At 68.6% G+C, this 21,216-nt stretch carries 15 protein-coding genes and 1 pseudogene; 9 read left to right on the forward strand and 7 right to left on the reverse strand.

Features of this window, described 5'->3' with window-relative positions; all coding sequences use genetic code 11:
• Positions 1–235: 235 nt before the first annotated feature.
• Positions 236–1,681 carry a glyceraldehyde-3-phosphate dehydrogenase gene (locus OG568_RS01785; protein ID WP_329529967.1) on the reverse strand — a complete coding sequence of 482 codons (1,446 nt, stop codon included), beginning with the start codon at positions 1,679–1,681 and terminating at the stop codon, positions 236–238.
• 483 nt (positions 1,682–2,164) lie between these two features.
• Positions 2,165–2,287, reverse strand: coding sequence for a hypothetical protein (locus tag OG568_RS01790; protein ID WP_266590753.1), 123 nt, complete (start codon positions 2,285–2,287; stop codon positions 2,165–2,167).
• Between OG568_RS01790 and OG568_RS01795 the strand changes: the two genes are divergently transcribed.
• The 6 genes and pseudogenes from OG568_RS01795 to OG568_RS01820 all read left to right on the forward strand — a co-directional run bounded on the left by OG568_RS01795 (position 2,276) and on the right by OG568_RS01820 (position 7,184).
• Positions 2,276–3,718, forward strand: a complete 1,443-nt coding sequence (locus OG568_RS01795; protein WP_329529968.1) for a family 2B encapsulin nanocompartment shell protein — start codon at positions 2,276–2,278, stop codon at positions 3,716–3,718. The two genes, OG568_RS01790 and OG568_RS01795, sit on opposite strands and share 12 nt — an antisense overlap.
• Positions 3,715–4,680 carry a terpene synthase family protein gene (locus tag OG568_RS01800; RefSeq protein ID WP_329529969.1) on the forward strand — a complete coding sequence of 322 codons (966 nt, stop codon included), beginning with the start codon at positions 3,715–3,717 and terminating at the stop codon, positions 4,678–4,680. The genes OG568_RS01795 and OG568_RS01800 overlap by 4 nt, the downstream gene beginning before the upstream one ends.
• Positions 4,652–5,482, forward strand: coding sequence for an IS5 family transposase (locus OG568_RS01805; protein ID WP_329529970.1), 831 nt, complete (start codon positions 4,652–4,654; stop codon positions 5,480–5,482). Before OG568_RS01800 ends, OG568_RS01805 begins: the two co-directional genes overlap by 29 nt.
• On the forward strand, positions 5,479–5,901 hold the full coding sequence (locus OG568_RS01810) for a hypothetical protein (RefSeq protein WP_329529971.1): 423 nt from the start codon (positions 5,479–5,481) through the stop codon (positions 5,899–5,901). Before OG568_RS01805 ends, OG568_RS01810 begins: the two co-directional genes overlap by 4 nt.
• A gap of 79 nt (positions 5,902–5,980) precedes the next feature.
• A pseudogene (locus OG568_RS01815) lies at positions 5,981–6,205 on the forward strand (family 2 encapsulin nanocompartment cargo protein terpene cyclase); the annotation flags it as partial.
• Positions 6,206–6,251: 46 nt separating this feature from the next.
• Positions 6,252–7,184 (forward strand): geranyl diphosphate 2-C-methyltransferase, encoded by a 933-nt coding sequence (locus OG568_RS01820; protein ID WP_329529972.1) that lies wholly within the window; start codon positions 6,252–6,254, stop codon positions 7,182–7,184.
• 140 nt (positions 7,185–7,324) lie between these two features.
• Here OG568_RS01820 and OG568_RS01825 read toward each other — a convergent pair whose 3' ends face one another.
• The 4 genes from OG568_RS01825 to OG568_RS01840 all read right to left on the reverse strand — a co-directional run bounded on the left by OG568_RS01825 (position 7,325) and on the right by OG568_RS01840 (position 12,918).
• Positions 7,325–8,224, reverse strand: a complete 900-nt coding sequence (locus OG568_RS01825) for an aminoglycoside phosphotransferase family protein (protein WP_329529973.1) — start codon at positions 8,222–8,224, stop codon at positions 7,325–7,327.
• A 132-nt stretch (positions 8,225–8,356) separates the two neighbouring features.
• The gene (locus OG568_RS01830; RefSeq protein ID WP_329529974.1) at positions 8,357–10,444 is read right to left on the reverse strand and encodes an FUSC family protein; all 2,088 of its coding nucleotides are present in this window, start codon (positions 10,442–10,444) and stop codon (positions 8,357–8,359) included.
• Between the two features lie 399 nt (positions 10,445–10,843).
• Positions 10,844–12,052: a carbohydrate-binding protein gene (locus tag OG568_RS01835; protein ID WP_329529975.1), complete on the reverse strand. Its 1,209-nt coding sequence runs from the start codon at positions 12,050–12,052 to the stop codon at positions 10,844–10,846.
• Positions 12,053–12,279: 227 nt separating this feature from the next.
• Positions 12,280–12,918 (reverse strand): hypothetical protein, encoded by a 639-nt coding sequence (locus OG568_RS01840; RefSeq protein ID WP_329529976.1) that lies wholly within the window; start codon positions 12,916–12,918, stop codon positions 12,280–12,282.
• Between the two features lie 518 nt (positions 12,919–13,436).
• On the opposite strand from OG568_RS01840, the gene OG568_RS01845 reads away from it, so the two are divergent.
• The 3 genes from OG568_RS01845 (at position 13,437) to OG568_RS01855 (ending at position 19,965) form a co-directional block, all read left to right on the forward strand.
• Positions 13,437–16,328 (forward strand): AfsR/SARP family transcriptional regulator, encoded by a 2,892-nt coding sequence (locus tag OG568_RS01845; RefSeq protein WP_329529977.1) that lies wholly within the window; start codon positions 13,437–13,439, stop codon positions 16,326–16,328.
• A 348-nt stretch (positions 16,329–16,676) separates the two neighbouring features.
• Positions 16,677–18,635 carry a hypothetical protein gene (locus OG568_RS01850; protein WP_329529978.1) on the forward strand — a complete coding sequence of 653 codons (1,959 nt, stop codon included), beginning with the start codon at positions 16,677–16,679 and terminating at the stop codon, positions 18,633–18,635.
• A 58-nt stretch (positions 18,636–18,693) separates the two neighbouring features.
• A complete protein-coding gene (locus tag OG568_RS01855; protein ID WP_329529979.1) occupies positions 18,694–19,965 on the forward strand; it encodes a hypothetical protein in 1,272 nt (423 codons plus the stop codon).
• Between the two features lie 81 nt (positions 19,966–20,046).
• Here the strand turns inward: OG568_RS01855 and OG568_RS01860 are convergent, their stop codons facing one another.
• Entirely contained in the window at positions 20,047–21,213 is a 1,167-nt protein-coding gene (locus tag OG568_RS01860) for an MBL fold metallo-hydrolase (protein WP_329529980.1), read from the reverse strand.
• Between the last annotated feature and the right edge of the window lie 3 nt (positions 21,214–21,216).

The following is a 21,216-nucleotide window of genomic DNA, read 5'->3' on the forward strand; positions in this document are numbered from 1 at the left end:
TGGTTCGAGTCACCGGCAGGGGCCATCTCGCACAAGGCCGCGAGCCACTGAGCTCCCCCACCGAACGCTGTTCTGGAACTTCCGACCACGCATGGAGACAGCGCGAGCGCGGTCCGGGCTGCCCCGACGGTCGGAAGACCGCCGGGGCACGGTTGCGGTGGAGGGCGGCTGGATACCCATCAGGAGCGGCTGCCGCTCATCCAACCGGGGCGCCGGATCGGACAGTGCGCCGCGATCAGACCGCCGGGGCGGGGTAGGTCGGGTACTCCACCCCGGAGACGTGCTGGACGACGCGGACGACCTGGCAGGAGTAGCCGAACTCGTTGTCGTACCACAGGTAGAGGATCGCGTTGTCGCCTTCGACCTTGGTCGCGCCTGCGTCGACGATCGAGGCATGGCGCGAACCGATGAAGTCGCTCGAGACGGCGTCGGGGGCGCTGATGAAGTCGATCTGGCGCTTGAGCGGCGAGGTCAGCGAAACATCGCGGAGGTGGTCGAGGACTTCCTCTCGTGTGGTCTCGCGCGCGAGTTGCAGGTTGAGGATCGCGATCGAGACGTCCGGTACCGGGACGCGGATCGAGCTGCCGGTGATCTTCGCCTTGAGGTCGGGCAGCGCCTTGGCGACGGCGGAGGCGGCACCGGTCTCGGTGATGACCATGTTGAGCGGCGCCGAACGACCGCGGCGGTCGGAGTCGTGGTAATTGTCCAACAGGTTCTGGTCGTTGGTGAACGAGTGGACGGTCTCCACATGGCCGCGCAGAACGCCGTACTCGTCCGCCATCGCCTTCAGCGGCGGGACGATCGCGTTGGTGGTGCAGGAGGCGCAGGACATGATCTGCTCGTCCGGCTTGATCGTGTCGTGGTTGACGCCGTGGACGATGTTGGGGACGTCGCCCTTGCCCGGTGCGGTCAGGACGACCTTGGCGATGCCGGGGCGAAGGTGCTGGGACAGGCCCTCACGGTCACGCCACTTGCCGGTGTTGTCGATGAGGATGGCGTCCTTGATGCCGTACGCCGTGTAGTCCACCGACAGCGGGTCGTCGGAGTAGATGACCTTGATCTCGTTGCCGTTGGCGATGATCTTGCTGTTCGCCTCGTCGACGGTGATCGTGCCCCGGAACTGGCCGTGGATGGAGTCGCGCCGCAGCAACGAGGCGCGCTTGACGATGTCCTGGCCGGCGCCCTTGCGGACGACGACGGCGCGCAGCCGCAGGCCATTGCCGGAGCCGGCCTTCTCGATGAGCAGGCGGGCGACGAGGCGGCCGATGCGGCCGAATCCGTAGAGGACGACGTCGCGCGGCTCCTGGCGCTCGATCTTGTTGACGCCCGTGGCGCCGGCCACGGCCTCGGCGGTGAACTCCTCCACCGACAGGCCACGGTCGTCGGACCTGTAGGTCGCGGCGAGCATGCCGATGTCGATCTGCGAGGGGCCGAGATCGAGCGTGGTGAGAGCTTGCAGGAACGGCAACGTCTGGATGACCGAGAGTTCCTCGCCGGCGATCTGCCGGGCGAACCGGTGGGTCTTGAGAATGCTCACCACGGACTTGTTCACCAAGGAACGGCTGTGCAGCAGGACCGTGACATCCCGCTCCCGGTGCAGCTTCCCGATGATCGGGATCATCGACTCCGCGATCTCCTCGCGGTTGTTCCAGTTGGTGAACGAGTCGTCATTGACAGTCACAGGTTTACATCTTTCGAGCTAGGCGGTGCTCAAATGTTAGCCCGTCGCCATTTCGATCACTCAAGCGGGGGGCCGTCTGTTCGGAACGTCGTGATGGACACGGTGACGTGCGCCGGTGGCGCGAGACCTGACGGCAGGCGTGAGAGCACACCCTCAGGGCCGGCTCGCCTCGCGCGATGGATGCCCACCTCCACGACACGAATGCGCCCCTTTCACGCGGTTCCGAGGGCCATCTCTGACTGTTTCGCTTGACATGGGGCGCGCACTGCCCAACTGCCCGGACCGTCACGCGGTTGCTGTCCTGGCGTCCACCTCCCCGGTATCCGTCTTCGACCTCCACCGCCTCCGTGAACCCACTCCCGACGACTTCCGGCGCGTCGCCGAGGCGGTCCCCGCTTTCCCCACCTGCCGCGGGACGCCATAACGGATCTGGATCCCGCTCATCCGTTGCCGTCGGCTCTCGTCCGCGACGGGACAGACAGGTCAGACCTCGTCCACGGCCAGGTGGTAGGCCCCCTTGCCCGAGGCGAACGGCGTCGACGCCCCGCCGCTTTCACTGATGTTCGTGCGTATCCACCCACGCCCGCTCACGTAATGGGAGGACATGTGACAGTCCCGGAAAGCTCCCCGGAAAGCGCCGCCGGGCCCCCCGCCGACGGACAACGGTTCACCAGTCTCAGTACCCACGCGGCTCGTCAGCTCGCCACCACCACCAAGTCCGAACCCCAGATGCAGGCCATCACCTCGCGATGGCTGCTCAAGATGCTGCCCTGGGTGGACGTCAAGGGCGGCACCTACCGGGTCAACCGGCGGCTCCAACTCCGCGTCGGCCGGGGCCGGGTGCAGTTCGAGCAGAACGGTGCCGACGACATCAAGGTCATTCCCGAGACGCTGACCGAACTGCCCGCTCTGCGCGGCTTCTCCGACACCGCGGCCCTGCAGGAGATCTCCTCACGGTTCAGGGTGCGTGAGGTGCGTACCGGCCAGGTCCTCTTCGACGCCGGGCAGCCCGTCAGCGAGGCGTATCTCGTCGTCCACGGCCGGTTCACCCGCTACACCACCGGCAAGTACGGCGAGCAGGAAGTCACCGGGGTCATCACGGACGGCGACGGGATGGGAGACGAGGCCATCGGTCAGCCCGACCCGCTGTGGTTCAGCTCGGTACGGGCCGAGACTCCGGGCGTGGTGCTGGCACTCAACTGGGACACCCTCATGCAGTTCGTGGAGCGCACCCCGTCGCTCGCGGCCCAGCTGAACGCCTTCGCGGAGCAGCAGAGCAAGCCCATGAACCGCAAGGGCGAGGCCGACGTGCCCGTACAGGCCGGGCACGTGGGCGAACCGGTCCTCGCCGGCGGCTTCGTCGACTACGACCTCGCCCCGCGTGAATACGAGTTGTCCCTCACCCAGACGGTCCTGCGCGTCCACACCAGGGTCGCCGACCTCTACAACCATCCGATGAACCAGACCGAGCAGCAACTCCGTCTGACCATCGAGGAGATCCGCGAGCGCCAGGAGTGGGAGCTGGTCAACAACCGCGAGTTCGGACTGCTGCACAACGTCGACTACGGCCAGCGAGTCAGCACCTTCTCCGGTCCCCCCACGCCCGACGACCTCGACGAACTGCTGTCGATGCGCCGCAAGACCCGGCTGTTCCTCGCCCACCCGAAGGCGATAGCCGCCTTCTTCCGGCAGTGCAACCGGCGCGGACTGGTACCCGGCACCGTGAATCTCGACGGCCACGAAGTACCGGCGTGGCGCGGCGTTCCGCTCTTTTCCTGCAGCAAGATCCCGATCAGTCCCCAACACACAAGCAGCATCATCGCGTTGCGCACGGGAGAGAAGGACCAAGGGGTCGTCGGCCTGCACCAGACCGGCATTCCGGAGGAGTACGAGCCCGGTCTGAACGTTCGGTTCATGGGCATCGACAGCACCGCGATCATGAGCTACCTGGTCACCGCCTACTACGCGATGGCCATTCTCGTACCCGACGCCGCGGGGATCCTGGAGAACGTCCAGGTCGGGCGGACCGCGGAATGAGCGCGTCATCGGCTTCCGGTTCGTCGCTGCGACTGCCCGGGCCGCCCGGCCTCGTCCCCGTCGCGCCAGCCCGGCGAAGCGGGGCGGTCCCCGGTCTGCGGCACCGGCCCGCCGCCCCGGCAGACCCGGCAAAGGCAGCGGAGGTCGACCGCAGGCTGGAAGCGTGGGTCCGCCGGCTCGATGCGTTCCCCAAAGCGTGGACGGGGGATTTCGCGGGCTTCCAGTTCGGCCGGGCCGTCGTGCTCCAGCATCCGGGCGCTGCCGACCTCGAACGCCTCACAGTGGCGGGCAAGCTGCTGCTGGCCGAGAACCTCGTCGACAACTGCTACTGCGAGGAGGACGAGGACAGAGGCGGCTCATCACGGGGACTCGGCGGGAGGCTGATCACGGCCCAGTCCGCGCTCGACCCCTTCCACTCCACTCCCGAACTGGAAGCGCAGTGGCGGCGCGGCGTGCAGGCCGACGGGCCGCTGCGCTCCTACCACGGGGCCCTCAAGGACTACGCCGTCTTCGCCTCACCAAGCCAGACCGACCGGCTGGTGCACGATCTCGCCCGGCTGCATCTGGGCTATCTCGGTGAGGCCGCCTGGGCAGAGATCAGGTACGTACCGCCGGTCTGGGAGTACCTGATGATGCGGCAGTTCAACAACTTCCGCCCCTGCCTGTCGATCGTCGACGCCGTGGACGGCTACGAACTGCCCGAGGCCCTCTACGCCCGGCCGGAGATCCAGCGGATCACCGCGCTCGCCGGCAACGCCACCACGATCGTGAACGACCTGTACTCCTTCACCAAGGAACTGGCCAACGATCCCAGCCATCTCAATCTGCCTCAGAGTGCGGGATGTGGCGTTCCGTCGGTCTTGTCATCGCTCGATGGTGTGACGTTGGGGCATCGCTGCCGGTCAGGCGTTCGGGGTTCGCTTGAGTTGTGGCATGAGCATGCGCAAGCCGTACCCGAGTGATCTCACCGATGAGCAGTGGGAGCTCGTCGAACCCGTGATCACGGCATGGAAGGCCCGGCATCCGTCGGTCAGCGGGCATCAGGGGAAGTACGCGATGCGGGAGATCGTGAACGCCATCCTCTACCAGAACCGCACGGGTTGTCAGTGGGAGTTCCTGCCCCATGACATGCCCCCGCCCGGAGCGGTGAAGTACTACTTCTACCTCTGGCGCGACGAGGGCACCGACCAGGACATTCACGACCTGCTGCGCTGGCAGCTGCGGGAGAAGCGGAAACGATTAGCCGACCCGAGCCTGGTGGTCCTGGACACGCAGAGCATCCACGTGGCCGTCGGCGTCCCGGCCACGACGACGGGCCGGGACGCCGCGAAAAGGGTGCCGGGCAGGAAGAGATGCCTGGCCGTGGACGTGCTGGGCCTCGTCATTGACTGCGTCGTCCTGCCCGCCTCCGCGCACGAGAACACCGCCGGCATCGCCCTGCTGGACGCTGTCACCGAGCAGTGCGACACGGTGAAAAAGGCCCTGGTCGACCAGGGCTTCAAGAAGAAGGTCGTCGAGCACGGCAGACACGTGGGTATCGACGTCGAGATCGTCGAGCGCAACCCGGACGACAAAGGCTTCGTTCCACAGGCCAAACGGTGGATCGTGGAGCAGACGAACGGGATCCTGATGTTCTACCGCCGTCTCGTACGCGACTACGAACACCGCCCCGCCTCCTCCCGCTCCCGCGTCCTGTGGGCGATGACCTCCGTCATGAGCCGCCGCCTCACCGGAGCCACCATCGCCTCCTGGAGGACCGCATGAGCGAAAACCCACAGGTCAAAGCCATCCTGGAACACATCGAAACCCGCGAACGCGAACTGGACGACCAAGCCGAGCAGTTCCGGGACCGCATCGAAGAACTCACCCGGCAGCTCGGCGAACTCGACGCGGAGAGCGAGAACCTGCGCATCACCCGCAAGACCCTCCTCACGCTCCCGCTACCCTCACCCGCCACCGGGCCGGACCGCCCCGACATCCCCGACCACCCCGCCTACCAGCAGATCCTCTCCGCCCTGGCCGACGCGGACCGGCCGATGCGCGCCCGCGATCTCTGCCAGGCCCTCGACCTGCCGATCCTCCCGAAGAACACCGAAGGCATCCGCTGCAAACTGAAACGCCTGGTCAGCCGGGGCATCCTCATCGAACCCGAACCCGGCTTGTTCGCCCGCCCCGACGCCTGAGGGCCACCCCACACCCGCGACCAGCGATCCTTCCCCAACCTCAACCACGAAACGGACAAGAACTCACGTTCCGCACTCTCAGGTCATCGCCGCGAACGAACGGTGCGGACTGAAGGCCGCCTACCTGAAGGCCGTCGAGATCCACAACAAGGTCATGGAGGCGTTCGAGGAGGAGGCGGCGGACCTGTCCGTCACCTCGCCCCTCATCGAGCGCTACGCCAGGGGCCTGGCCGCCTGGGTGTCCGGCAACCACGAGTGGCACGCCACCAACACCCACCGCTACCACCTGCCGAACTACTGGTAATGCCCCACCCCTGGCCCGTCGCCCACCGCGCCACAAGGAGTCACCTTTGACCGTCACCGAAGCCGGTACCGCGGCAGCACCGGTGCCGACCCAGGCCACCTGCCAGTCGACGTACCAGACCCGCGTCGCGGACTACTGGAACGCCGAAGAGAACCCGGTCAACCTCGAGCTCGGAAAGATCGACGACCTCTACCATCACCACTACGGCATCGGGGACGTCGACTGGTCCGTACTCGACGAGGACGAGGACGAGGTCGGGGGCGGGAGCGGGAGGCGCGGAGACGGAGACGACGCTGCCAAGCGGCGTGACCGGATCACCGCCGAACTGCACCGTCTGGAACAGGCACAGGCCGATCTCCTCGCCTCCCACCTCGGCCCCCTCTCCCCCACCGACCGCGTCTTCGACGCCGGCTGCGGGCGCGGCGGCGGAAGCGTGGTGGCCCATCTGCGGTACGGATGCCACGCCGACGGCGTCACGATCTCGAGGAAACAGGCCGACTTCGCCAATGACCAGGCCCGCAAACGGAGCATCGACGACAAGGTCCGCTACCACCACCGGAACATGCTCGACACCGGCTTTCCCTCCGGCGCTTATGCGGCTTCCTGGAACAACGAGTCCACCATGTATGTGGAGCTGGATTTGTTGTTCGCCGAGCACGCACGGTTGCTGCGCCGCGGAGGTCGCTACGTGACGATCACCGGCTGCTACAACGACGCCTACGGGCGGGCCTCCCGGGAGGTGTCTCTCATCAACGCCCACTACATCTGCGACATCCACCCACGGTCGGAGTACTTCCGCGCCATGGCCCGCAACCGCCTCGTCCCCGTCCACGTTCAAGACCTGACCGCCGCCACCCTCCCCTACTGGGAACTGCGCAAGCAGGCCGACCACCTGGTCACGGGCATCGAGGAAACGTTCCTGAGCGCGTACGAGAACGGCAGTTTCCAGTACCTTCTCATCGCGGCCGACCGCATCTGAGGTCTCCGCCCCCATACGCGGCGCCCCAACGTGCAGGTCCGCACCTCCTGCCCGGCGTCGGTGAGGAGTTCGCGGTAGATCGGCGGACCGCGCGAAGCCACACGTGACACGAGGTGGCGGCCGGACCCGCGGAGTGCTGGTCAGCCGATCAGCGCCTCGGTGATCTGCCGGGTGGTCTGCGCGGCGACCCGGGGGTTGACTGCGGCGTAGGAGGTGTACGCGTTCAGACCCGTGGCCAAGGCCCAGCCTCGGCCACGGGTCCACGTGGCGTCGTCCACACCGAGCGCGGCCCGGAAGGCAGTCCGGCTCCCGGCCGACATCAGGGTGAATGCGATGGTCAAGTCGCACGCCGGGTCACCGATGCCGAGCTCGCCGAAGTCGATGACCGCGCTGAGGCGGCCGTCGACGGTCAGGAGGTTGCCGGTGTGGAAGTCGCCGTGGAACCAGACCGGAGCGCGATCCCATCCGGGGGCGCTGAGGGTCGCGTCCCACAGCTCGGCCATGGCCGCGGTATCGAACACTTCGTCGACCTCTGCGATGGCGGCCCGGGTCGCGCCGTCCCGGTCGGCCAGCGGCCGGGCAGTGAGGTCCCCGCGGACGTCCGCGACCGGGAAGTCCGCGGGTGCCCACTGCTGCAGGGCGGTGAGGAACTCCGCCAGCTCGACGGCGGCGCTGGACGATCCGCCCAATGCCTCGGCGGTCGCCACCTCGCCGTCCAGCCACCGGGACACCCCCCACGGCCACGGATAGCCGAAGTCAGGCTCACCCATCCCCACCGGTACGGGGACGGCCAGCGGCAGATGCGGGGCGAGCCGGGGCAGCCACTCGGACTCCTTCTTGGCCTGCCCGATGGCCCCGGCATGGCACGGCAGCCGGACAGAAAGCTCCTCGCCCAGCCTGTAGATCACATGGTCCGAACCGGCCGGCTCGAGCAGCCTGAGAGGCAGCTCGGCCCACTGCGGGAACTGCGCGTCGACCAGGCGCCTGGCCAGTTCCACATCGACAGCCGGACGGGTGTCCGCGGTTCCCTCGGTTGCCAAGAACAGCTCCAGCGGTCGGCCCGCTCGACGCGTCGGGCAGTCGGAGCCATCACAGTGCGTCGCGGGCCCGTCTGTCGACCGTATTTCTCGGCTGATCCTCATCCGATGCCCGCATCGAAGACTCCGTCCGGCTCAGGTCTTGAGCCGGACGGAGTCTTCGATGCGAGTGAGCTGACGGTCGATGTCTGTCAACCACACTTCGAGATCGATGAGTGTGGGCAGGGCCGCGTGCTGCTCCGGCAGCGGTGGACCAGGGGGACGCCGGCCGGGCGCGTGGCCTTCGACGGTGGTGAAGCGCGCGGCGATTCTGTCGGCGTCCGCCGTCAGCTCGGCAGCCGTCCTGCGGGCCCATGCTTCCGCGTCCGGCGGCACATCGGGCAGAGGTGCTTCGAAGCAAGGGAGGCGCTGGGCACCGAGCACCGTGTGGTAGGCCACGATGAGCACCCCGTGCCAGTCGGCCTGCATGCCTTCCCAGGCGGCGGGTGGCTCGCTGCGGAACTGTGCGTAGGCGGCCTCCGCCAGGCGCAGGTGATGCAGGGTCGGCAAGGTCGCGGGCGGAGACGGGGCCGTCGAGGCCAGGAGAGCTTCGACCGTGGCGGGTACCAGCGTCCCGCACGAACGCAGCAGGCTCGCCATGGTGCGGCGGACTTCCCTGCGTGCCCCCGCGGGCCAGGCCAGCAGACCGCACAGCAGGCCGATGACACTGCCGGTGACCACATCGACGATGCGGGCTTCCGACAGTCGCCAGGTGGTCGGCGTGATCTGGGCGAAGGCGAGGGAGACCACCAAGGTGAACAGTCCCTGGGCGTAGGCGATTCCGAGTCGCGGGCCCAGTGCGAAGGCGATGAGCATGCCCGGCACCAGCAGGACGGCGTAGGCGTCCAGGTGCCGGCCGAGGGCGATGAGCAGCGCACCTGCCGCGACAGCCCCCACCAGATTGCCGACCATCGCCTGGCGCACCGCCCGCCAAGTGGCGCCGACCGTGGTGCGCCCCAGCGTGAGGACCGCGAGGAGGACCCAGAATCCGTGCGCGAGGTCGAGGGTGCCCGCGACGAGACGGGCGAGGGCGAGGCCACATGCGACCCGTACCGCGTTCTGGAACCACACCGAGCGATGCGTCGCGTTGCCTGCGATGCGGCGCGCCCACAGCCGCGTCGTGGGCAGGTCGGCGTACCAGAAGAGTTCGCGGGGCGGGAGCGGTGCCGATCCGCGCCCGACGACGGCGACACCGAGGGCGGTCACCGCGATCCACGTCGACTCGGCCAGTGTCAGTACCGCGGCCTGTCGCCGCAGGACGCCGGTGTCCGCTCCCGGGTCCGCTGGATCGGCCGCACGGGGCGTCCGTTCCGCCTGGAAGTGGCGGATCGCCTTTTCGAGCGCGTCGGCCGCCGGTGGAGGCTCACCGGCACGCAGGGCCGCACCCATGTCCTTGCACGTCCGCGCGACCCGTTCGCGGAGCGCGGCGGACGGACGATCCGTGCGCGGTGGTGCGTCAGGGGTCATGGATGCCGCGCTCTGCGACGCCAGTTGGTCCACGATCCGGCGGGCCGCGGCTCCCGTCTGTGCCAGAGCCCGGTCCCGGCGCCCCGGGCCGGTCGGACGCTCTCCTGGGGGAACCTGCGACAGCCGCATCCCTTCGCTGAGCTCGCGCAGCCTCGCGGCCGGGACTCGGGTCGGATCGGCCGCTGCCGCGGCGGCCGTCTCCAGTGTGTCGGCGAGCAGGATCCGGAAGCTCGTGGCAGGCGGACCGGACAGGACGAACACCTGGCACAGCGCGAGAAGTGCGACGCCCACGGCCACGCCCGTCAGCCGGGCACCCAGTGTCTGAGGAGCGTAGGGCGGGAAGCAGGCCAGGATGTAGAGGAGTTGAAGGCCGGGTGCTGGACCCGCCGTACGGGGTCCGGCCACCACGCTGAAGGTCAAGAGGAATCCGACGATCAGCATGCCGCCCACGGCGGCCGCCGTGCTCCCCGCGAGTGCCGTGCCCAGTGCGACGAGAACCACTCCGAACGGCAGGGTCCCCAACGTGATCCATGCCTGCTGCCGACCGGTCCCCGGAATGGTGGACAGCAGGCCGAGCGCGATCGGTGTGAACAGTGCGTACAGCGCCGCCGCAGGTTGCTGAAGGCCGTAGAGGAATGCGTAGAAGCCGACGCTCGCCGAGCAGGTGACCTGGATCGACCGCCGTAGGACCACCGCACCGGCCGGCCCGGGCGTCATACGTGCTCGCCACCCGCGCCGGTACGTGCACCGCGAACGGCCCCTGACGGCGATGGCGGCTGTGCGCGCATGGCGACGTTCCTCTCGGCAGACGCCGCGTGTCCTCGGCGACCGGGCCTCTGCTCATTTTCGACCCTGCGAGGGGCAGGCGCACGTGGTGGCGGCCCCGGAGGCGCAGCCGCGGGTGCGAGGCGATGCGCCGCGCGGCGTTCGAGCAACGCGCCTGCGACTGCTTGGGCGCCCGCCTGGCCTCCGGGCCGCCGACCTGATCCGTCCCGGCGCCGACCGCGCGGCACGGGTGCGCCACCCGTGCCGCGCGGTCGGCGTGCGGCGTCCGGTGGGCGGGGCGCCTCAGGGGCCCGCCCACCCGGTCCGGCGATTCGTCGAGCGGTCAGGTCGTCAGCAGGCGCCCTCGTCCTGCCAGACGCCCCAGTCGGAGGCGACGGGGGTCTCGTTCTGAGTCCACCACTTGGCCTTCCAGTTGTGTTGGTTGTACGACACCTCGTTGCCGGTGGTGTAGACCGCGGTCGAGCTCCAGGCCGGCTTGCACCCGGTACCCGGGGGCGTCGGGGTGGGGGTGGGGGTCGAGGTGGGCGGTGTGACCCCGGCGAACTTCACCGAATACTTGGCGAAGTCCCAGGAGTTCTGCGCCACGCTGGAGCAGGTGCCCGATGTCCGGCCGCCGTTGTCGGCCGGGGTGCACTGGCGGTCACGGTTGAGGGACCAGAACGTGAAGCGGTCCATGTTGTGGCTGGTGGCGTAGTCCAGCACGGTCTGGAAGTCGGTCTGCGTGAAGTACTCCCCCGTGTCGCTGCGCCCGTTCATCCCGGAGAAGCCCTCGTGGGCGTAGGCGGTCGCTTGGTCCCACCCGAACGTGGACTGCAGGATCTGGTTGAAGTTGGTCAGCGCGCTGGTCTGCGAGGCCGCGCCGTTGAAGCCGCCGTCGAACGGCATGATGGAGAAGTTGTTCGGGGCGAAGCCCTGTGACTTCGCCTCCAGCAACATCTGCTTGCCGAACCAGCCGGTGCCGTCAGCCGTGCCGGCGGTGGTGACGGAGACGTAGAGTCCGGGGTTGTTCTGCTGGAGAATCTTCGCGGCGCCGATCTCGTTCTTGATGGCTGCCGTGTTCTCGTACTCCGGCTCTTCGAGGTCGAAGTCGATGGCGTGCAGGCCGTACTTGGTGATGACCTGCTGGTACGCCGCCGCCGTGGCGGCCGCGTCGGAGCAGACCTGGCCGAGCTTGGTACCGCCGTAGCCGCCGATGGAGACGGAGACGTCGCCGCCCTTGGCGCGGATGGTGTTGACGACCGACTGGACGGCGGTGTCCGAGGAGACCGCGGCCGTTCCGCCCCATGTGGGGCTGCAGCCGCCGCCGTTGGGGGCGAGGACGAAGGCGAGCTGGAACGCCTTGAGGCCGGTGGCGTCCATGATGGCGGCCGGGTCCGGCGGGTCGTTGTCGAGCGGCATCAGGTAGGGAGCCGCGGCGTACCAGCGGTTGCTGAGTGCGGAGGTCGCGCCGGAAGCGCTGCCCGCGACCAGCGCGGTGGTGCCCGCTGCGGCGAGTCCAACGGCGGCCGCCGCGCCCAGACATGCGCGAAGACGTCTCACTGCGTGCCTCCAGGGGGTAGGGGGAGTCGCCCCAGCTTCGTGCAGCTGTTGGGGTCATGCCAATAGATTGGCCTAGACCAGATAACTCTTTGGACTAGACCATATGATTGCTTTACCTATCCCCTGTTACCGGAGGAGCTGGACACGGGCGTCGAGCAACCGGCGGGCACGGTTCGTATCGGCGTCAGCCCCGAGGAACCCGGCGTCGGCCGGTCGGCTCCGTCGGCTCAGCGGTCTTCGTGCCGTCCTCTTGGCCGGCCCCACGCCTGCGCCTGCGCCCTGGCATGTGCCGGGTACCACTTTGTGAAGCGGATCGTTGCGACCAGCAGCGCGATCGGGATGACCCAGTTGAGCCAGTCGGAGCCCGACTTCACGCGCAGGGCGAGTAGCCCCAGCAGGGCCGTGACCAGGAACACCCCGCCCCACATCGCCGTCAGGATCCGGTTGGTGCGCCGGAACAACGGTGAGTCCCAGTACCGGCGGGGCACCGACTCGCGTGCGTACTGCTCGGTGAACGGCGTGAAGGCGAGGGAGCCGAGCGCCACGGCGGCGATCACGCCGTTGGACAGCGTCTGCGCGTAGGTTTCCAACCACATCAGGTCCGGTCGGTCCACCACGAGCCCGAGCACGAAGATGACGGCGAAGAACACCAGACTCGCCGCCTCCAGAATCTTGACGCTGCCGCGCCGCAGGTCGGGCACATTGAGTACCAGGGCCGCGATGAGGGCCGCCAGTGCGGCGTACTTCCACGTACTGGGGCTCGCCACCACGTCGAAGATGATCCAGGGAGCGAATCCGAGGAAAACGCTGTTGGCGCGCAGGGCTTCGCCGCTGGACGCATCGGCCTGCGGATGTGTTCCGGGCACGGCTCCGTACGGCGGCTGATCCCCATCAGTTCTCGGTGCCGCACCGGCCGCCCGCATGCCGGACGGCGGAAACTTGCCGGTCCCCGTCGCTCCGCGTCCTGGATTCTCATCGGGCTGAGCCATCGGACACCTCCGCGGATGGCGCCCCCATGTCGGGAACCAGAGGGCGCGAGAGAACCCTCGGCCGGGCGCTGAGGCAATGACCTCTGCTTCTCATGCTGCGACCGCCCCCACCCCGCCGCATCCGATGCGGAAGTCCCCGGTAACCGTGCGGCACTCCGTTTGCGGGCGACAGACCCCGGCACTTGGCTGAAGGGTGTCTGGGCACCTGCCGAACGAGCCGGCTGCTGGCCTTCGCGGCGCAGGAACCGGTGACGTGCGTGCGGATCCCGGTGCGCGTGCCGCTGGGACCGCACGGCTGCCGGCTGCCGTCGGAGGAGCGACGGCGCGGACTCCTGGCCGCGCCACGCGTGACGTAGGGTGAACGCAGGGGGTGGAAGATCAAGAAGGGTAACGAGGTGGCGCCGGAGCCGGTGCGGTTCGCGGTGCTCGGGCCGGTTCGGGTCTGGCGGGCGGGGACAGAGCTGCACCTCGGGCGTCCGCAGGAAAAGGCGCTGCTGGCACTGCTGTTGGTACGGGCGGGTCACCTCGTATCCGTGGGCGAGATCGTCGACGTCCTGTGGGGCGGGCGCCCGCCGAACAGTGCGGTCAATGTGGTCCACCGGCATGTCGGTGCCCTGCGCCGCCTGTTGGAGCCCGGCCTTCCCACCCGGGCACCAGGCCACTGGCTGCTCCGCGCCGCGGGTGGATACCGAATGGTGACCGACAGTGACTCTCTGGACCTGCTGCGCTTCCGTGCGCTGCGGGTCGAGGCCCGGCGGGCCGTCTCGGACGCGGCGCCGGCAAGGGCCGTGGAACTCCTCACCGAGGCGCTGTCGCTGTGGCACGGACCGGCCGCCCGCGGGATCCCCGCGGAGGCGCGCGCGCACGCGGCGTTCGGCTCGCTGGACGATGAGCGCCTCGCGACCGTGAAAGAGGCTGCCGACGTCGCGCTGAGAGCACACGTGCCGGATGTGCTCCTCCCCCGGCTCCGGGAGGCCGCTGCCGACAGCCCGTTGGACGAACCGCTGATGGCCCGGCTGATTCTCGCTCTTTCGGCCACCGGTCAGCGGTCCGAGGCGCTCAGCACGTACCAGGCCCTGTCGGACCGGCTCGCCGACGAGTTGGGCATCGATCCGGGGCCGGAACTGCGCGACGCCCACCGGACGGTGCTGCGCGATGCGCCGGCCACGGCGACCGGGGCCGGAGCCTTCGAGGCACACTCGGCCGAAGGTCCGGCGCTCTCGGACCTCGTCGGTCCGAATGCGCCGGCCTCCCAGCCCGTGCCCGCGCAACTGCCGCACGACTTGGCGACGTTCACCGGTCGGCGGGCCGAACTGGACCAGATCCTCGCATCGCTGTCCAGCGACGCGCGGCCCAACGGAACAGTGGTGATCAGCGCCATCGGCGGAATGGCCGGAATCGGCAAGACCACGCTCGCCGTGCACTGGGCCCATCGGGTCGCCGACCGGTACCCCGACGGGCAGCTCTACGTCAACCTGCGAGGCTTCGACCCGTCAGGGGCGGTCATGCGTCCCGACGAAGCGGTGCGCGGTTTTCTGGACACGCTGGGCGTGCCGCCGGAACGCGTCCCGCACGGTCTGGACGCGCAGGCCGCGCTCTACCGCAGCCTGCTGGCCGGACGCCGGTTCCTCGTCCTGCTGGACAACGCGCGGGATTCCGATCACGTACGGCCGCTGCTGCCCGGCACGCCCGGCTGCCTCACGATCGTCACCAGCCGAAACCAACTCTCCGGTCTGGTGGCGGCCCACGGAGCCCACTCCCTCACCCTGCGTCCGCTCGACACCGACGAGGCACGGGAACTCCTCATCCGCCGCCTGGGAGCCGAGCGGGTCGCCGCCGAGCAGGAGGCGACGGCGGAGATCATCGCACTGTGTGCCGGGCTGCCGCTGGCCCTGGCCTGTGTCGCCGCCCGCGCGGCCGCCCACCCGCACGTCTCGCTGTCGGCCATCGCCGCCGAGCTGCGCGAAGCCCAGGGCAGTCTCGACGCCTTCATCAGGGCCGACGAGTCCGCCGATGTCGGCGCGGTGTTCTCCTGGTCCTCCCGCGCCCTCTCCCCCGCCGCGGCCCGCCTCTTCCGACTGCTCGGACTGCATCCCGGACCGGATTTCACCGCACCGGCCGCGGCCGCACTCGCCGGGCTCGCGGTACGGGAGGCGCGGCTGCTGCTGTCCGAGCTCTCCCGTGTGCACCTCATCAACGAGCATGTCCCCGGCCGGTACGCCTTCCACGACCTGCTCCGCGCCCACGCCGCCGAACTGGCGCACACCGAGCACGGCGAGGCCGAGCGCCGGGCGGCCGTTCACCGGCTGTACGAGCACTATCTGCACACGGCGCACGCCGCCGGTCTCTTGATCGCACCGTACGTGGACACGATGCCGCTCCCGCCTCCCCCCGAAGGAACCCTCCCCGAGCCGCTCACCGACGACGAGTCGGCTCTGGCCTGGCTCACGGCCGAGTACGCGGTGCTGCTCGCCGTCATCGACGCGGCCACGAGCTCCGGTTCGCACCGTCTTGTCTGCCTGCTCGTCTCGTCCATGGAGCGGTTCTTCGACCGGCAGGGGCGCTGGCACGACTGGGCGGCCGCCCAACACACCGCGCTCGACGCCGCGCTACGGCTGTCCGACCCCGTCATGGAGGCCCACGGCCTTCGCGGACTGGCCCGGGTGGAGGGCCGACTGGGCCTGCGGGGCGACGCCGGTGCCCACCTCGACCGTGCCCTGGGACTCTTCACCGAACTGGGAGACGACGTCGGGCGGGCCTATGTCCACCTGAGCCTCGGCTGGGAGGCCGAGCAGCGGGGTGACCTCCCCAGCGCCCTGCTCCACGACCAGCTGGCCCTGGATCTGTTCCGTGCCACTGGTCGGCAAGCCGCGCAGGCGACCGCCCTCAACGCGGTCGGCTGGGACCACGCGACGCTCGGCGATCACCAGCAGGCCCTCAGTCACTGCCGCGAGGCCCTCGCCATTCAGCGAGATCTCGGCGACCACATCGGCCAGGCCGCCACCTGGGACAGCATCGCCTACGCCCACCACCATCTCGGCGACCACCCGCAGGCCCTCACCAGTTACCGCAACGCTCTCACCATCTACCGGGACCTGGGCGTGCCGGCCGAGGAGGCCGGAACCCTCGTTCGTATCGGGGACGCGCACCGTGCGACGGGCGACCACGAGGCCGCCCGCGCCGCCTGGCGGAGCGCCCTCACCCTCTTCACCGAACTCGCCCACCCCGACGCCGAGCAGGTCCGTGCCCGGCTCCAGGAACCGGGCGAACCGCAAGATCACGCGTGACGATCACGAAACGCGCGACCGGCCTGAAGCCCCGACTGCCCGCCGTCCCGCGATTATTTCCCTACCGCTCCACGGGAATGAAAACGGACGGTCATACTCAGTTTTATTTTGGATTGCCATGACACAGCAGCCTTGTCATGGCTGCACCGTTGTAGAAGTGTGACCCGTCAGTCGAATGCAACTGGGGGACGCATGGCCGACGGTGACGCAAAGATCGACGTATTGTCGCAGGCGGTCGCCGCAGTGGGCGAGGAGTTACCCGAGCCGACGATCCATCGTGGACAGTACGTGATTCCACTGGATGTGGATCAGGCGGACTGGCTCACATTTCTCGGGATCAGCTATCACGTGTCCCCGAACATAGGGATTCCGGTCACCACGACGTCGTTCTCCCTCCATGTGGAGAACGAGGAAATAGAGCTTTCCTGCGTGGTGTACAACGAGGTCGGTGATCACGTTCAGGACCTTGTCGTGGAGAACCCGAAACTTCCCTGGGGCGGCGACGCGACGGGCGTACCCCTGCCACTCGACAGGTTTCCCGGCTCGTCGCTGACGTTCCGTTTCAACTACCGCAACAGCGTCAATGTCAAAGACCTGGTCCTGACCCTCGATTTCGAGGACGCGCTCGTGGTGGCCCTCAATCGGCGCTCCATCTACTTCACCCTGGCCCGGCGCCCGGTCGCGGACACCGGCCTCATGCGTCAGGAACGCGACCGGCCCGGTCCCGCGACCGCTCCCGGTCCCAGCACTCCACTGCTGTACCTGCACGGCTACGAGGACCCGGACACCGGATTCGAGACGCCCGCGACCCGGGTGCCGCCGATGGCGCTGACCCCGCAGCGGATCGCCGCCGCCTGGCAGACCGCGAAGTCCACCGGCTACTTCGACCCGGCGGTCTTCCCCAACGTGGGTGGCGCCGAGGATGCCGCTGGGCTGGCCGGGGTGACGGCGGCGCTGGGCCCGTTGGACGAGGGCACCGTGGTCAAGCAACTGCTGACCGGCGCCCGGCTGGCCGTGCAGCGCGGCGTCAACGGGCAGTACGCCTACCGCTTCCTGGCCGTTCCCGAGCACTGCCGGCCCGGGCTGATCCTCGTCGAGTACTACCGGCTGTCCGCCTTTCCCGCCCGCTACGGGGCCGGCCGTGTCATCAAGACCTTCTCGCTCCTGCCGGGCGAGCGCACGAGCATCCGGGTGAACACGTACAAGCGGTCCAGCACCAGCATCCAGCAGTCGTCGTCGATCCTGGACGCCACGAACAACGAGACCGAGCAGGAGTTCACCAACAGCGTGAACCTGGAGCAGTCCAGCCAGGAGAACGCCAGCAAGAGCTTCGAGTACCGGGCGGCGGCCGAGGCCGAGGGACAGGCCACCTGGGGCTGGGGAAGCGCCAAGGCCAAGGTCAGCGGCGGCGTCTCCGGCGGCAACAACAGCGCCCGGGAGGAATTCGCGAAGAACCTCACCAACGCGGTCAGTCAGAACGCCGCACGTGCCACCTCGCGCCGGGACATCCAGGTCGACACCAGCATGGACACCAAACTGGAGGAGGGCGAGGAACAGGCGGTCGAGCGCACCCTGGAGAACATCAACGTCAGCCGGACGCTCAATTTCGTCTTCCGGCAGATGAACCAGGAATACGTCTCGCTCCTGCATCTCGTCGATGTGCGCGTCGCATTCTTCAACGGCCACGCCGAATCGCGGGACGAGGTGCCTCTCGGCGAACTCGACCGACTGCTGGCGGACTGCATCCGGCCCGAGCGCGTCGACGCTGTGCGGGCCGGACTCATCGCGCAGCTCCAGGCGGTCAAGGACTACCGGGGCGAGCCGAGGCCCGACTTCGTGCAGGTCGTCCAGGACGCCGCCGACGACACCGCGACCGCCTACGCGCGCGTCAACCCGGACTTCTCCTCCGCCCATATCTCGCCGGACGGGCGGACCCTGCAGGTACCCGGTGTGATCGTCGGCGCCGAGGAGCATGTGCTGCGCACCGACGGCGTGGTCGTGGAAACCTTCCTGGGCGAGGGCAACGGCCTCGACGCGTACTCGGCGGGGCTTCAGGAGCAGGCGGTACGGGCCAAGAGCGCCGCCAATCAGCTCCAGGAACTGGAGGCGGAACGTCTGCGGCTGGCCCTGCAGATCGTGACGGACAACGACGCACAGCGTATGGACCTGTATCAACGCATGTTCGTGCGGCCGCAGATCGTCAACCAGATCGACCACGCGGCGGTGAACGGCACAGCGGGTGCCGGATCGGCCGGCGCCATCGCCATGGATGGAGCTGACGGGACGGACGGCCTCCGTGTGCCCTGAGACTCCGCTCCCGCTGCGCGCACCTGCGGTCATTCGGAGCGATCCTCCAGGACGCCCGGTGAGCGTACTGGCTCCCCGGGCGCTCCGGAACGCGCAGGCGCTCACGGGCACACAGCCGAAGGACAGCACGGCGGTGGTCGATGTGGCCCTGGGCAGGGAGGACGCCGTCCTCACGAGTTCCTTCCCCGAGGTTCCCAGCCTCTCCGACATCGAGAACACCTTGGTGACGGACTACGGAGTGACGCTGATCGCCGGCGCGGGGGTGTGGACGGCGGCCGAGGCGGCAGAGGTGCTACAGGGACTGCGGTACACCCCGGCGTGGGACGCGTGGGTCCTCCAGGGCTGCTGCATGTATCGCGACGACTACGCCGCCACGACGCTCGGCGACACCGAGGCGTCGAGTCACTACCACTGGGTGGTGGCCATGGACGGCACGGACGGAACCCCGGGAGCCGATGTCAGACACATACACTTCTTCGACGCGGCGTTTCGCCCACGCGAGTTCTACAACGGATACGCCCAGGTCACCGTCATGCACGAGCTCGGCCATGTGCGGATGGAATCAGGTCTGGTACGCCAAAAAAGGCGAGTGTTCCTGACCGGGGTCGAAGGTTTCACCAGGATCTACGGTGGTGTGGCGGACGATGCGGCAGCACTTGAGCTCGAGGACGAAGACCCGCCCGAGGTAAGGGAATTGGTCGCTTCCCTTCGTGACCTGTGGGATTCGGGAGGTGCGAGCTCCGCACTGAAGTGTATGCAAGACCTTGCGGACGAAGTCCAGTACATGTGGGACTATTCTCAGTTTCTCGACACATTCGGACCGGAATCGTCGCCCTGGCAGTCGTGGGGACCAAATGTGTGGAAGGAGTGGCAGCGCATCATGACCGCCCTCCAGGGTTCCGTGGACGCTTTCCTGGAACAGACCAGGCAACTGCGCATCAGGGCCGGGAAAGCGGACGCCGCGCTCAGGGACATGCAGGTCCAGAACGGGGAGTTCCGCGGCGCGCTCCGGGCGGCCTGCACCCGATTCATCAGGAGTTGCGGAACTCTCTTCGACGAGACGGTCCGCGTGCTGCGAAGCGCCGTGGAGTACGGGGGATCCACCCGATACCTGGAGTACTTCTCCTTCCTGGCCTACAGGTACGGGTTCCGCACGTTCACGTCGTACTCGACCGTGGCCAGGGTCGAATGGTTCGCCGAAACCTATCAGCTTGCCGCCCTCGACCCTGAAGAACTCAAGAGGATGAACAGCGGAATCGCCACGTGGTTCCTCGACAGGCAGCTGACGCTCCCGCTCCATCTCCAGATGTTCACGGACCGGGACCTCTAGGGCCCGTTCTGGGGTGTCCAGGCGGGGCGGCTTCCTGGCCCGCCGTGCTCGATTGACCGCTCGTGGCCCTGCGCCTCGAAGTTACGGCTGCTGCCGGACCAGAGCGGGACGGGTACCCGCCTGGTGGGGAACCTTGGAGACGGTCGAGGCGGCGTCGGACGCGGGCACGGCCACCGTTCGCCACCACGGGTCCTGAGGCAACTGGCCGCCGGGTTCGAAGGGTTGACCCGGCACGGGCACGGCAACCCGCACCCCCGCTTCGGCAGCGGCGGCGTACGTGCGTTCGGCAGGCTCTTCCCACGGATGCGGGGCCAGGTTGAAGGTGCCCCAGTGGATCGGCAGCAGCACACCGTGCGGCTCGCCTCCCGACAGGTCGAGGTGGGCGCGGACACCCTCCTCCGGCGTCATGTGGATGTCCGGCCAGAATTCGCTGTAGGCGCCGATCTGCATCATCACCGCGTCGAACGGACCGAGCGCCGCCCCGATTTCGGCGAAGCCGGAAAAGTATCCCGTGTCACCACTGTGGAAGACCCGGTGCCTCGGACCGGCCGCCACCCACGATGACCAGAGCGTGCGGCGGTGCAGTGCGCGCCCGCAGAAGTGACGGGCGGGCGTGGCAGTCAGCGTCAAGCCCGCGACCTGTGTCGACTCGTGCCAGTCGAGTTCCGTGATCCGCCCGGGTGCGACTCCCCAGCGCTCCAGGTGCGCCCCGACGCCCAGCGGGGCCGCGAACTGGGCGCCCGTGTGGGCGAGGGCTCGGATGGTGGGCATGTCCAGGTGGTCGTAGTGGTCGTGGGAGATCACCACCACGTCCACGGGGCCGAGGTCCTCAAGGGGCAGCGGGACCGGGTGGAGCCGTCGGGGTCCCGCGAAGCCCACCGGTGAACAACGCTCACCCCATACCGGGTCGAACAGCAGCCGTGCGCCGTCGATCTCGGTGAGAACGGTGGAGTGTCCCATCCAGGTGAGGCGCAGATCGGATTCCGCCGCCGCAGCGGGTCCCGCGAGGGCCGGCCGGTGCAGGGGGATGGCAGCGGCCGGCGTGCGGCGGACACGATCGGCCCGGTGAACGTTCGTCCGGGCGAAGTCGAGCATGGAGCCGGAAGCCATGGTCTGGGTGACCGTCGGATTGCGGAAGCTGCCGTCGGCGTACTGAGGAGATGCCTGCATGCGCTCCAGTCGTGCACCGGTGGGGATGCCGCCGAAGGCGGCGGGGCGAAGCAGCCGCCCGAGGCGAGGCAGAGGCATGAG

Origin of the sequence: Streptomyces sp. NBC_01450 (genome assembly GCF_036227505.1) — a bacterium.
Taxonomy (GTDB): Bacteria; Actinomycetota; Actinomycetes; order Streptomycetales; family Streptomycetaceae; genus Streptomyces.